Below are 13,214 nucleotides of genomic sequence, written 5' to 3' on the forward strand. Positions count from 1 at the left end.
AAGAATAAAACAATAAACCAAACTAAAATCAGCCAATAAAAATTCAACTAATTTTATATAAAACAAACAATAAGAAAGGAAACGAAATAAAAGGAAAGGTTTTTGTTTCTGTTTAGTACGAAGCTCGTTATAATTATCGTTAATCAGAAACAAGGGATACTCACAGTGAAAAATACCAGTGAAAGGCGCGAACATACCATTGCGCTGCTGAAGAGGAACGGAAGCGTACAGGTAACTGACCTCTCCCAAAAGTTTGGTGTGTCAGCAGTCACGGTAAGGAATGATTTAGCCGCATTAGAAAAGCAGGGGATAGCCACACGTGCTTACGGTGGTGCTTATCTTCAAGATAGTGAGGTTCGTCCCCCCGAACACTCCATTGAAGATAAAAATCAACTGAATAAAACCATAAAGCAAAAAATAGCGGCGGCTGCACTCGATATGATAGAAGACGGGGACACCCTGATTCTGGATTCAGGGACAACCACCTACTGTGTCGCTGAAGCACTCACAGACGCCAACGATTTGGTCGTAATGACGAACGGACTTAACATTGCCAACGCACTCTTCCCGGCTGAAGGGGTTGAAGTGATTCTGATTGGTGGAAAGCTGCGTCGTAAATCGATGTCGTTTTATGGAATGCAAGCAGACAATGTGCTGGATAACTATCACTTTAATAAGCTGTTTTTGGGAGTGGATGGGTTTAACCTAGAAAGCGGCATCACCACACATAACGAAAATGAAGCCCGTCTCAACCGCAAGATGTGCGACATTGCCGACGAAGTCATTGCCATCACAGACTCATCAAAATTTGGTAAAGTCAGTCTACATAAGATCTTAGAGACCGCACGAGTGGATAAAGTCATTACAGACACGGGTATTCCCGACGAGTACCTGCAAGGCCTCAAGCGACAAGGTATCCCTGTTATTCTGGTTGACGCTTAATGTCCTAATGTGAGGCAAAGAATTAGTGGTGCTCAGTTATGATGGCTCACTGGATGGCATCTTTTACAGCCTCCTTTGAGCATCCAAAGACACTGTGACAGCACCTCTTATTTATATTGGGCAGGTATAAGCCCCGATGCTTCGGACAAGAATTCTTATCCGGGTTTCGAGTTCACTTTTTCCAAAGCCGTACCCAACCTCGGTGAAACAATTATATTTTATTGTATCGGTTTAACACATTTTCCAGGGTCATTATTCCAAACATGATTTTCCTGACAAATGAATCGGAACTGGCAACGAAATAGTATTGAGGATGCCTCGACCAAATTTTTTGCAGTTTTTGATCTAATTGAGCCGCCTGTTTAGAAGACTCATTTCTTATCGGATTATTACTGCTGATATCATGTCCAGTGGCTGCTGCTGATTCGAAAAAAATGACGGCATCATAGCGAGCAATTTCTTGTTCGAAAGTTGAATTTATATTCTCAAAAAAATCACTTTCCGTATCTGGCCAGTAAGCCAGGCCGTCAAGTGACCCTCTATCACAGACCAGCAACCTATCTGGAAACTGTGATTTATAAATTTCTTCCGTATTTTTCTGTAGTTGGAAAATGGTTTTCTGGACCATCTTGCATACTTTTTTATTGTCTGAGCGTATTATTCCTCCGGAAAAGAGCACAGTTGCAGCTTCGGGAACAACGATAATTTTATCGTTTAGCTCTCTGCGAAATAGATCCAGTGCTGTCGTTTTCCCACCACCTGGACCTCCTGTCACCACTACCTGCAACTGCTTTTTCATTATGGTCTCGAACAAATGGGGTTCTGTATAAAAGTTTAGTCAAAAAAACATCGGATGAAAACAAGGCTTATCTATCACCTACTTGTTGGGGAGCCACACCTACCAATGTCTTTATTTGAACAACAAACTCGCTCATAACCTATTTGAATGTTTACTTATGAGATACAGAACCTTGTCACGTATTGTATATATTATCGTGCTATATACTCATCCAATCACATATTAACAATAGAGATAATCATGAGAAAATTTATAGTGTGTCTGCTTCTGTTATTGCCTTTGCAAGTATCTGCAGATGACGAAAGTAAAAGAAATAAAATAATTGAACTTGCCAATGTAATGCATATGGACGTACTGCTTGAGTCAATAAATGAGCAGTTCCTCACTATGATGGAAAATATCACAAAAGAACTTAATGTAACTCCAAAGGAAAAATCAATTCTTAGGAATCATTACAAGAAGGTTAATGATCTTCTTACCCAAGAACTACATCAGGGTAAGTTTGAATTATTTTTGGTAGATATGTACGACAAGAATCTTACGGAATCAGAAGTTGAAGCCATGCTTAGTTTTTATACAACCAAGGAAGGTCAAAGTATACTTAGAAAAGCACCGATTATAACCCGGGAATCAATGATCTATGGTCAAGAATTATATAAGAAATTACTGCCTAAAATTCAGTCTATAGCGTTGGAAATCCAACAGACTCTTGCTGACCACCGAGCATGATACTTGTGCGGAGACCATATATTGACAAGTATGAAGAAATAGTAATTACGCAATTAGGTGCATTGAAATGCGATTCCATCAATACATTGACTGTTTCAGTCTTGCTTGTAATTGTCCATTTCCTTTCACATCAAGCATGGTGGATTTAACGCTCGTCTTTGGGCGAATCCATCACCACCATGGTGGTAATAGCCCTGACTTGTGGGATTTCCCCAAGCACATCAGAGTGGAAACGTTTATACGCTGCCAGATCCTTGGTTTCCACCCTGAGCAGGTATTCATTTCCTCCGGTGATATTGTGGCATTCCACCACATCGGCAGAAAACTGAACATGCTCTTCAAACGCCAGCTGCGCTTTTCTGCTGTGATCTGACAGACCGATAGAAATATAAGCAATAAAGCCGATATCCAGCTTTTGCTTATCCACCACCGCGCGATACCCCTTAATAACACCACTGCGTTCCAGTTCTTGCACACGCCTTAACGTTGCTGAAGGTGATAGCCCGACCCTTTCAGACAGATCGACATTCGCAATTCGTCCATCCGACTGCAGTTCGCGCAATATTCTTTCATCTAACCTATCCATAACGAAATATCCTTGTGATTTAATCGGCTTCACAGGCAATAAAAACACAAAGTTGCTCCGGATACCAGTTACTATTTTTGCATCTTTACTAAACCGAATACGAGGCTTAGCCATGTTTGACCAAATTATCGCTCTGACACTGTTTGCATTTGTTTCCACGTTTACGCCCGGGCCCAACAATATGATGCTGATGACCTCTGGTGCAAATATCGGCTTTATACGTACGCTGCCGCATGTTCTGGGGGTAATATTCGGCTTTGGCCTGATGGTATTTCTGGTCGGAATTGGCGCAACAGAAGTGTTCCGCTTATTCCCGGGCCTGCACCAGGCTCTGACCTGGGCATGTATGGCCTACCTTATCTATTTAGCGGTAAAAATCGGCCTGAGCCGTCCGGAAATGTCCAACCAGACGTATCGCCCGATGAGCTTTTTATCCGCCGCTATGTTTCAGTGGGTGAACCCTAAAGGCTGGTCAATGGCATTGACTGCCGTCAGTGTGTACAACCCAGCAGCGACTTTACATGGCCTGCTGATCGTCACACTGACATTTATTCTGGTTAACTTTCCGTCCACAACCTCATGGGTGTTTGCCGGACAGAAAATTAGTGGTCTGCTAAAAAATCAGGCTCATATACGGATCTTTAACATCGTGATGGCGGCAACGCTGATAGGCTCAACGTTGCCAATGATGTTCTGATATCAAATGCGCTTCTATACCAGACTGTAACAGAAGTCATTATGCGCAGACAGGGCTGAAAACACAGCCCTGTCGTGTCGCGTTCAGGGCCTGCTCAGCGGTTTAACCAGACCAGGATTTCATCGGTTTTAGGCACTCCACCAGAGTGAACCACTTCCTCATCCATGACCACTCCGGGTGTCGACATCACCCCGTAATTCATAATGGCTTCCGGATCAGTGACCTTCTCTACCGTTACTTCTATCCCCTGCTCACTGGCCACGGTTTCAATCAGCTTCGCAGTATTCACACAATTAGCACACCCCGAACCCAGTACTTTAAAGTTTTTCATTTTCTACTCCTATTTTTACTTCTAAAAGCTCCAGAAAGATAAATTAAACACCCAGCCAATCACGGTAAATGCCGTAAGCAGCAGAGCGAACAGACACCCGAGCAAACGCCACTGCATCACTTGTTTCAGCATGACAAATTCAGGAATACTGGCCGCTACGGTACTCATACAAAACGCCAACGTGGTGCCTATAGGCAGGCCATTGGTCAGCAGACTCTCCATGACAGGGATCACCCCAGTGGCATTGGAGTAAAGCGGAATACCGATAACCACAGACGCAGGAACCGACCACCACTGACCAGCCCCCAGATGAGCTTCAATCCAGCCATCCGGCACAAAGCCGTGCAGAGCAGAACCAATCCCGACCCCGATGAATACCCATTTCCATACTCGCCCTACAATCTCGTTCATCTCCTGTTTAGCGAACTCATGCCGCTCTTTCAGAGTGATCGCCGTCGGTGCCTGATTAACGACAGACTGCACCTGTCCGTTGCGGGCATTCTGCATCGCTTTCGCCGCAAATGGAGCCAGCCAGCGATCCGCCCCTATTGCATCTAAGAACCAGCCGCTTAATACCCCGATAAACATGCCGAGCGCCACATAGGCCAGCGTAAATTTCCAGCCCAGCAAGCTGAACAGCAATAACACCGCGATTTCGTTGATAAGGGGAGAGGTGATCAAAAAGGCCATCGTGATGCCCAACGGGATCCCTGCAGAAGTGAAACCGAGAAATACCGGAATGCTGGAACAGGAGCAAAACGGGGTAATCACACCGAAAAAGCTTCCGGTGACATACCCGAACAGGCGTTTTTTCCCTGCCAGATAATGCCGCACTTTCTCCACATTCAGCCCAGCACGCAGTAAGGCTATCGTGTAGATCATCACCACCAGCAAAACCAGTATCTTGCTGGTATCTTCAATAAAGAAATGAACCGCATCCGCCAGCCGGGTCTCGGGCTGTAGGGAAAAAACCTGATAAGACACCCAGTCCGCCAGACGGGTGAAAACTTCAAACATACCTGCTCCTGTCATCGTAGGGCCGGTGATATGACGATCCCCGGCCAGTTGCTGTCCTATAAGACATTCTCTATATAAAACGCACGACAGGCGAAAAGGATGCAGATTTTTTTATTTTTCTTTATTTGGAACAAAGCAGCAGACCCGTTGCTGCTCATCCAGATGGATCTGACACTGGGATTTTAGTGTCTCTCTGAGCTTGGTACGTGCACGTTGCAGACGCGACTTAGCAGCAGGCAACGTAAGCCCCGCATGCTGAGCAAAGTCTTTCTGACTCATACCGTTAAGATCACAGGATTCAATAATGGCTTTATCATTAGGAGGCAGGCGTTTCAGCGCTTTTGGCAGACACTGCGCCAGACTGTCGACTACAGGCGGCTCTTCACTATTGTCGTCGCACACTTCGAAATTATAGTTATAGTCAAGTTTATGCGACTGTCGTCTTTCATCCGTCAGCAGGTTAGCCGCGACCCGGAAAAGCCAGGCCCGCTGATTCTGAATGTCACAAAACCCCTTCTGCTTCTGCAAAGCGCGTAAAAACGTCTCCTGCAGCAGATCAAACGCCAGCGTTTCTTCACCACACTGCTTGAGCAACCAGTAAAACAGCTGTGATTCGGTCAGGTGCCAGGTTTCCAGAAGACACGGAGCAACGGAAGAGGAATGAAGATGAGACATAGTTCTGGGTCTGTGCGTTTATAAGTTAGGGTGGAATAACTAAAATCCATGATGAACAAACCCTACGTTATCACAGATAAAAGATTTTTCGAGGTTATTTAAACGATCATTTAATTAATCAGTTACTTATTTTCTGTCATACCAATACCTAAACAATATTTCTTAACTGCTTCTGTCACCTCACCACTGACTTTGTTCTGCGCTATTATATCCAGAACCTGATATATAACATCCGTAACGGTTGTCACTTCTTCTTCTGTTAATGTTAGTGGAGGTTCAATTCTGACGACATTGTTATGGGGACCAAAATAACCAAAAAACACGCCTCTCTGAAGGCACAGGTAACAAAACGTCTGTGTTAATGTCGGATTATTTTTTATATTCAGCTCAATGCCTAACATCAGGCCAACACCCCTGACATCTTTGATAATATCAGGATATTTACTCTGGATATCTTTTATCTTACTTTTTAAATTTTCTCCTCTTTTTACCACTGAATTTAAAATATTATCTTTCAGTATTCTGTCCAATACAAATGTGGCGACTTTACAAGAAGGTGGGTGTCCGGAATATGTAAAAAGGTGCTGAGCTGGATCAAGCGTATCAATGACTTCTTGTCGGCCTACCAACGCGGAAATAGGTGCATACCCTGCAGACAGACCTTTTGCCGCAATCAGTAAGTCAGGCTCGATACCATAATGTTCAATGGCCCATAGTTTACCCGTTCTGCCCATACCAGACTGGACTTCATCGACCATAAACAGACAATCATACTGCGCCGCTAACTGATACAAGGAATACAAGAAACCCTGTTCCGGAACCACAATGCCGGCATCCCCCTGAATAGGTTCGACCAAAACGCCTCCAACGGTGCCAGTTTGAAAGGCTTTTTCGATTTTTTCGAGCGTTTTTTCCTCTTGCTGCAGAGTGACCGGGAAGTTGAAATGACGAAAATACTTTGAATGGGGAAAAATGCCCTTATCTAAACCAAAACCTGACGCGGGCTGAGATAATCCGGTAGAACCATGATAGTCATACTTAAACGATACCACTCCGAAGCGCTTCGTATACTTGCGCATTGCCTGAATAGCCGCTTCAACAGAGTCGGAACCACTTAATCCAAACAAAACCTTTTTCCGGTAATGACCGGGCGAATGCTCTATCAGCATTTTCGCCAGTTCTAAAGCGGCTTCATTCGGCGCATAAGGAAAGCAGGAATGCTGCATGACCCGGGCCTGGGAGGTGTATATTTCTTCAATACCGGTGTGGTAACCCAATATATTACACGAGGCTCCCGTTAAACAATCCAAATACCAGTAACCATCAACATCCTGTATATAATTCTTGTCTCCGGAAGCAATAGCAATCCCATATAAGCCGACGTAATTACTTCTGCCTATGTATTTTTCGGTTCTTATTATATCTTTTATTGATTTCGGACCAGGCAGTATTGGGACTTTTTTCTCTTCTTTAAGTTTATTAGCCATACAATACTCCTGAAACTATCAATTTCATTAATATAACAATATAGACTAACCTTAAGCTAACTTATATAAACAGCTATTTATATTAATTCATCTATTCATTTTATTTATATAGCCCTTAATGATAAATAAGTCAAATAGCTGTTTTTGTATCATAAACCGTGTAATATGACGCCTATTCCGCTCTCCACTCCGTCTCTATCAGTGTGTTTCCAGCGCATTTCACTCTGCCGGTAAAAATATCACCACACTGGATGATACCCACACCGCTTGGCGTACCGCTCATCACAATGTCATTGGTATCAAGAGTCGTGTAAGTACTTAGCTCCTGCAAAATCGTTCTTGGTAGATAAAGCATCTGACTCACATGACCGCTTTGTACCCGCACACCATTGATAAACAGTTCAAGGCTCAGGTCATTGATGTCCAGCCCATCCAGCGGTACAAACCGGCTGAATACAGCGGAGTTATCAAACGCTTTCGCTCTCTCCCATGGCAGCCTTTTCTCTTTCAGATAACTCTGTAACGTACGCTTGGTGAGATCCAGCCCAAATGCCACCGCAGCCAGTTTCTTCCTGCGGATCAAAAAGCAGAGCTCCCCTTCATAATGCAGCGGTTCATCATGAAAACAGTACAGCTGTCCGGAAATCGCCGAGTTAGGTTTGTTAAACACCACCATCTGCTCGGGAACCGCGTTATTCAGCTCTTCAATATGCTCAACGTAGTTCCTGCCAATACAGACCACTTTACCGGGTGTGACTTTCTTATTTCCTAACCAGACTCTGTTCATATTTCCATCCATGGTGTGACAACATTAGCCGCTCATTGTAACCACAATAACCTTATGATTGGGTGAAATTTTTGTGTGCTGGCCGACACTCTGCCACCTTCACCGCCAGAGAAGCGTGGCAGAAAGCACTTACAGAATAACGACACTTCAGATATCGTAACGTATACTGTATCTAACAGGTAATCCTTTGTTTGCTATAACAAACTCCAAAGAGCGAACTTATCAATGAAAACTTTCTTAGTCAGCTTGCACCAACGTTTCAAATCACTCACCAAGCCGGTGAGAGTCGGTATTTATCTTCTGACCGCTTACGCCACCTATGCTCTGTTGCTGGGACTGATCGTTCCGGCAATCATTCAGTCTCAGGCCCCCGACATGCTCAGTGAGCAGCTCGGACGCAAAGTTCAGATTGCCAAAGTCCGAATAAACCCATTTCTGCTGCGCACCCGGATCAGCGGATTTGCGATTGCCGAACAGGATGAAACCACCAGATTTATTCAGTTCGACCAGCTGGAACTGGAGTTCAGTTTCTGGCGCACAATCCGACACCTGACGCCCGTTATCGATCATCTGGATATCCAAAACCCTGTGGTGAATGTCGCCCGGTTAGACATAACGAATGGCACACCCCGGTTTAATTTTAGTGATATTCAGGAAACCCTTGCGAAGCAGGCATCAAAAGCCCCTCAGACAGAGGAACCCCAGCCGGAAAGCACCGGTATCCCGGGACTGATCGCCGATCGCCTCAGTATTCTGCAGGGTCAGCTGCATATTCGGGATCAGGTCACGGGAACAAAGCTTGACTATCCGGCTCTTGATATTGCTCTGAATCAGATGGATACCCGTGCCTTCACCCTCAGCGTACCGGACAATGCCGAAACCGGCGCTGTACTGGCAGAAGAATCTAACCGCTACGCCTTGTCTCTGACCGGAGCGGATAAAGGCCAGCTGGCACTGTCCGGCCAGTTCCAGCTTCAGCCTCTGGAAGTAAATGGTGATCTCCAGTTGTCAGGACTCACGCTTCCCCCATTCTGGCCTTTAGCCGCCGATATGATACCGGCACAGTTAACCAGCGGAAGTCTCCGCTTTTCAACGGATTACCACCTGATACAAAACGACGAAAACATTCAGGTTAACACTGAGAACGGTCAGTTCGCCCTGACAAATCTGGTGTTCAGTGCCGATTCCGAGCCGAAAGTCGCTCTTCCGGAACTGACCGTGGAAAACATTTCGGCCGATACCGGCTCTCAGAAGATCAACCTTGACAGTATCTGCCTGAGCGGCCTGACTATCGATGCCGCAATGGATAAAAACGGCACTGTCGACCTTCAGTCGTTGTTTACTCCTGTTGTGTCTGCAGATAAAGATGTCGTACCGTCACAGACAAACACGGATGAAACCGTCGCTGACGATCCGCAACCAGAGCCCTGGCTGATCAGCCTGAATCGCTTTGTCATGAGTGACAGCGATATCAACCTGACAGAAAAGCTGGTCTCTCAGGGGGTTCACTGGCGCATTTACCCATTGTCACTCAGCACCGATCGGGTCCTTAGCGATCTTAGCCAGCCGGTTGACTATCAGCTATCGATGAATATCAGCAGCTCAGAAAACGCCAGCCCACAACAGTCGAGGGGCGCATTTAGCAGCAATGGTCAGATTAATGCGGACGCGCTGGCGGCAGACGGCGAGATCAAACTCACCGCTCTGGATTTAAGCCAGTTCCAGCCCTATCTCAAACCTTACCTGAATGTCGAGCTGAGTTCCGGAGGCCTTTCCACGGAAGGGGCGTTCAGTGCCGACAGCCAGGGTAAAGCCACTTATCAGGGACGGGCATCCGTCGATAACCTGCTGATCAAAGACGGACTGGAACATGAACCCTTGATCAAATGGAAGACAATGGCGATGGATTCGATGCAGTTTGACCTGCAGCAGCAGTCGCTGAATATCGCTACAATCCAATTGGATGAACCGTATGCTAAGGTACTGATAGCCAAAGACCGACGCACCAACATCGGTGAAATTATGGCGCGCAGTGATAGTTCGGCAACCAATGAAACAGAGAAAACATCCAATCAGACTTCGGATAAACCGGAGACCGACGTTCAGGTAGCCGACACGGCGAAGGGACCCGCTTTTGATCTGGATATTGGTAAAATAGAAGTCCGCAACGGTTCCGCCTATTTTGCTGATTACTCGCTGACACCGAACTTTGCTTCCGGTATTGAAGATCTGCAAGGCTATATCAACCACCTGTCCTCCGATCCGGCGACCCGGGCGGAAGTCGCTTTGCAGGGCAAAGTGGACCGCTACGCTCCGGTGACCCTGAGCGGTGAGGTAAACCCATTACTGACACCACCGTATCTGGATCTGGATTTTATTCTGGACAGTGCAGAGCTGACGTCTGTTAACCCTTATTCCGGTACTTATGTCGGATACTATATTGATAAAGGCCAGCTTTCACTGGATATCAATTACCTGCTGGACAATAACCAGCTGAAAGGCAGTAACCATGTGGTCATCGACCAGTTACAGCTGGGTAAGGCAAGTGAATCTGATCTGGCCACCAGCCTGCCGGTATCTCTGGCCATTGCATTACTGCAGGACACCGATGGCGTTATCGATCTGGGCGTGGATGTCTCCGGTGATCTGGACAGCCCGGACTTCAGTCTGGGTGGCATTATTCTTAAAGCCATCGGCAATATCATTACTAAAGCCGTTACTGCGCCTTTCTCTTTACTGGCGAACCTGATAGGCAGTGATGAAGAGCTTAACCTGGTGCAATTCGATCCCGGACTAGCCGTACTCACTCCAGCCGAAGAAGCCCGGCTGAGAAAGCTTGCCAACGCACTGACAAAGAGACCGAAATTAGCCGTCAGTGTAGAAGGGTCAGTCAACCCGAAAGAAGACAGCCATGCTTTGGCTGAAGCACAGTTACAGCAAAAACTGTTGCAGCTAAGCGGCCTGAGCGAGCTGCCAGCCAATCTGACTGCCAGCCGTATCCCGGCAACCGGCCCGTTAGCCACGGCACTTGAGCAGCTGTCTGTACAAGAGCTGAATCTGGATATCACAGCGGAACGCAGTAAAATCGAAAAGCAACTACAGGCAGAAACCGAAGAAGTCACCGATATTGACCTGGCCCGGATAACCTCTGTACTGCATATCGGTATGTATAACCAGCTTCTGTCTGCTCAGGAGATAAGCCCGGATTCACTGGGCAACCTGGCCGATGCCCGGGCAAAAGCCACGAAAGCATTTCTGGTAGAAGGTGCGCAACTTGATCCGGGACGTATTTTCATTCTGGACAGCAAAACAGAGCTGAAAACAGACGCGGCACAGGCGTTATTAACTTTGGATGCGAAGTAACGGATGCGAAGTAACTGAACCGGGGGCGATGCAACCAGAGACACGTAGTCTGAAATCGACACAGTCGTCATTTCGAACTCTCGGAATGACGACTACTTATTTCTGAAGTGCGATCCATAACAAATGGACACTAAAATTTATGGGATGCACTACATTTTGTTTCATAGTTAAAATAGCGTTTCATTATTCAATATGCTCTGATGACAACCTAGTGTTACTATCATTCAGAGCCACTCATGCTTAACAATATACAAGGTAAAAAGAACACCCGACTCCCTGTTTTTATTTCTTTTCTTCTCTTATCTTTATGTGGCTGTTCTAGCCCGGAACTACCCATTACGGAGAATAAAGAAGGGGTCAGTGCAACTGAAAGCCAGCAGAGCATCGCTGAAAAAAACGTTTCATCAGACTCTCTGCATCTTACAGATGAAGCCATTCAAGGCTTCCCTGAACCGCAAACCAAAGGCCAGATCATCAGCAGCGGTCCGGACGAAAAGACCGGACTCTATAAGTGGACGCTGGAAAACGGCGTTGATGTCTGGTTCAAAAGAATGCCAGAAGCAAAGAAAAAAGTGTATATCCGCTACACAGCTAAAGGGGGTAACTTACTTTTACCACCGGAGCTGAAACCTGCTTTTGATTTCACTATAGAAACGTTTATGCGCAGCGGACTGGCTCACTTTGATGCCGTTCAGCTCAATAACTATCTGACGGAAAAAAAGACCTTCCTTCGCCCGGAGATCTACAGCAACCAGCGAACTCTTGCCGTTACCACCAATCAGGACAACCTGCTGACGGCTTTTTCTTCGCTCCATCAGGCCGCGACCACTGCGAAAGTCGATCCCTCTCAATTTAAAGCGATTCGGCACAATATTATAAACCAACGCCAGTCATACCTGACCACGCCTTTCAGCCGTTATGTCCAGGCGCTCAATACCACTCTCTACGGAGAATCAAACCCTCTACAACTCGCAACGGTAGAGCAACTGAAAAACGCCACTGCTGATCAAGTTGACCAGGTATATCAATTATCATTCAGACAACAAGACAGTTTTAAGCTGATTATTGTTGCAGACATGCAACCAGAGGTTTTCGAACCGTATCTGCAACAGTATATCGCCAATATCAGCTACAACCCCGGTGTAAAATCCAGGCAGAAGGTAGAACTGCTTACCGACCAAAGCCATGTCGTACTGAAAGCGAACGATCAGCCGACCACAGTCTCTGATGTCCTTTTCTCTTCTGTTGCCAGTGCCCGGATGACCACAGAGCACCTGTTTAGTTATCATCTGATTAGTAAAATGCTGGCTAAAAGGCTCTCTAACCGGCTCAACGGTAAAATATGCCAGGACACCCCGCCAACGGTAGGAATTGTGACGCCCGAAGCAACGAATGTCGCCACACTCTATTTTAATATCACAACGGCACCGGAGGACAAACCAAAAGTCGATTCGGCTATTAATGACGTGCTATCAGAATCAGAAAAAGGCTTCACAGAGGAAGAACTGAATATCGCCAAAGCCCAGCTGTTAACCGAGCTGGACAAAGAGGTGAATAACCCTAAATCACAAGCATTTGTGCTGATGTATTATCTTGCTTCCGGTTATGATGTAAATGCTTACTATCATCCTAAAGCCTTTTTACATCGCCTGACGACAGAAAAGGTACATAAGATCTATACTGAACTGACTGGTAAACATGCCCATCGGCTGGACGCATCTCTTACTCCGAAAGAAAAAAGCCTGAACTGATAACAAAAAAAGCCCCTCATCAAGAGGGGCAAGAGTACCATCGCTTATTG

The 13,214-nt window shown here is 46.0% G+C and carries 12 protein-coding genes; 5 read left to right on the forward strand and 7 right to left on the reverse strand.

The genetic code is table 11. The features are described from left to right. Positions 1-165 precede the first annotated feature (165 nt). Positions 166-942 (forward strand): transcriptional repressor AgaR, encoded by a 777-nt coding sequence (gene agaR / locus DI392_RS14240; protein WP_109320485.1) that lies wholly within the window; start codon positions 166-168, stop codon positions 940-942. 211 nt (positions 943-1,153) lie between these two features. On the opposite strand, the gene DI392_RS14245 is transcribed toward agaR, so the two are convergent. Next, a complete protein-coding gene (locus tag DI392_RS14245) occupies positions 1,154-1,741 on the reverse strand; it encodes an AAA family ATPase (RefSeq protein WP_109320365.1) in 588 nt (195 codons plus the stop codon). Positions 1,742-1,981: 240 nt separating this feature from the next. Between DI392_RS14245 and DI392_RS14250 the strand changes: the two genes are divergently transcribed. Beyond that, positions 1,982-2,470, forward strand: a complete 489-nt coding sequence (locus DI392_RS14250; RefSeq protein ID WP_181388423.1) for a DUF2059 domain-containing protein — start codon at positions 1,982-1,984, stop codon at positions 2,468-2,470. Positions 2,471-2,615: 145 nt separating this feature from the next. Here the strand turns inward: DI392_RS14250 and DI392_RS14255 are convergent, their stop codons facing one another. After that, on the reverse strand, positions 2,616-3,056 hold the full coding sequence (locus tag DI392_RS14255) for an Lrp/AsnC family transcriptional regulator (protein WP_109320486.1): 441 nt from the start codon (positions 3,054-3,056) through the stop codon (positions 2,616-2,618). Positions 3,057-3,168: 112 nt separating this feature from the next. Between DI392_RS14255 and DI392_RS14260 the strand changes: the two genes are divergently transcribed. Continuing rightward, positions 3,169-3,753: a LysE family translocator gene (locus tag DI392_RS14260; RefSeq protein ID WP_109320367.1), complete on the forward strand. Its 585-nt coding sequence runs from the start codon at positions 3,169-3,171 to the stop codon at positions 3,751-3,753. A 94-nt stretch (positions 3,754-3,847) separates the two neighbouring features. Here DI392_RS14260 and DI392_RS14265 read toward each other — a convergent pair whose 3' ends face one another. The 5 genes from DI392_RS14265 to DI392_RS14285 all read right to left on the reverse strand — a co-directional run bounded on the left by DI392_RS14265 (position 3,848) and on the right by DI392_RS14285 (position 8,050). After that, positions 3,848-4,084, reverse strand: coding sequence for a thioredoxin family protein (locus tag DI392_RS14265; protein WP_109320368.1), 237 nt, complete (start codon positions 4,082-4,084; stop codon positions 3,848-3,850). Between the two features lie 21 nt (positions 4,085-4,105). Then, on the reverse strand, positions 4,106-5,101 hold the full coding sequence (locus DI392_RS14270) for a permease (protein ID WP_109320369.1): 996 nt from the start codon (positions 5,099-5,101) through the stop codon (positions 4,106-4,108). A 111-nt stretch (positions 5,102-5,212) separates the two neighbouring features. Beyond that, positions 5,213-5,776, reverse strand: a complete 564-nt coding sequence (locus DI392_RS14275) for a sigma-70 family RNA polymerase sigma factor (RefSeq protein ID WP_109320370.1) — start codon at positions 5,774-5,776, stop codon at positions 5,213-5,215. 122 nt (positions 5,777-5,898) lie between these two features. Continuing rightward, positions 5,899-7,263, reverse strand: coding sequence for an aspartate aminotransferase family protein (locus DI392_RS14280; protein WP_109320371.1), 1,365 nt, complete (start codon positions 7,261-7,263; stop codon positions 5,899-5,901). Positions 7,264-7,435: 172 nt separating this feature from the next. Further along, positions 7,436-8,050: a fumarylacetoacetate hydrolase family protein gene (locus tag DI392_RS14285; protein WP_109320372.1), complete on the reverse strand. Its 615-nt coding sequence runs from the start codon at positions 8,048-8,050 to the stop codon at positions 7,436-7,438. A gap of 225 nt (positions 8,051-8,275) precedes the next feature. Between DI392_RS14285 and DI392_RS14290 the strand changes: the two genes are divergently transcribed. Together DI392_RS14290 and DI392_RS14295 are read left to right on the forward strand one after the other, a co-directional pair. Beyond that, positions 8,276-11,413, forward strand: coding sequence for a DUF748 domain-containing protein (locus DI392_RS14290; RefSeq protein WP_109320373.1), 3,138 nt, complete (start codon positions 8,276-8,278; stop codon positions 11,411-11,413). A 236-nt stretch (positions 11,414-11,649) separates the two neighbouring features. After that, positions 11,650-13,164, forward strand: a complete 1,515-nt coding sequence (locus tag DI392_RS14295) for a M16 family metallopeptidase (RefSeq protein WP_109320374.1) — start codon at positions 11,650-11,652, stop codon at positions 13,162-13,164. Positions 13,165-13,214 lie beyond the last annotated feature (50 nt).

Origin of the sequence: Vibrio albus, from assembly GCF_003144035.1 — a bacterium.
GTDB classification, from domain to species: domain Bacteria; phylum Pseudomonadota; class Gammaproteobacteria; order Enterobacterales; family Vibrionaceae; genus Vibrio; species Vibrio albus.

Coding starts and splice junctions, on each gene's coding strand:
- DI392_RS14245 (WP_109320365.1), bottom strand. CDS start 1,741: ATGAAAAAGCAGTTGCAGGTAGTGGTGACAGGAGGTCCAGGTGGTGGG.
- DI392_RS14250 (WP_181388423.1), top strand. CDS start 1,982: ATGAGAAAATTTATAGTGTGTCTGCTTCTGTTATTGCCTTTGCAAGTA.
- DI392_RS14255 (WP_109320486.1), bottom strand. CDS start 3,056: ATGGATAGGTTAGATGAAAGAATATTGCGCGAACTGCAGTCGGATGGA.
- DI392_RS14260 (WP_109320367.1), top strand. CDS start 3,169: ATGTTTGACCAAATTATCGCTCTGACACTGTTTGCATTTGTTTCCACG.
- DI392_RS14265 (WP_109320368.1), bottom strand. CDS start 4,084: ATGAAAAACTTTAAAGTACTGGGTTCGGGGTGTGCTAATTGTGTGAAT.
- DI392_RS14270 (WP_109320369.1), bottom strand. CDS start 5,101: ATGTTTGAAGTTTTCACCCGTCTGGCGGACTGGGTGTCTTATCAGGTT.
- DI392_RS14275 (WP_109320370.1), bottom strand. CDS start 5,776: ATGTCTCATCTTCATTCCTCTTCCGTTGCTCCGTGTCTTCTGGAAACC.
- DI392_RS14280 (WP_109320371.1), bottom strand. CDS start 7,263: ATGGCTAATAAACTTAAAGAAGAGAAAAAAGTCCCAATACTGCCTGGT.
- DI392_RS14285 (WP_109320372.1), bottom strand. CDS start 8,050: ATGAACAGAGTCTGGTTAGGAAATAAGAAAGTCACACCCGGTAAAGTG.
- DI392_RS14290 (WP_109320373.1), top strand. CDS start 8,276: ATGAAAACTTTCTTAGTCAGCTTGCACCAACGTTTCAAATCACTCACC.
- DI392_RS14295 (WP_109320374.1), top strand. CDS start 11,650: ATGCTTAACAATATACAAGGTAAAAAGAACACCCGACTCCCTGTTTTT.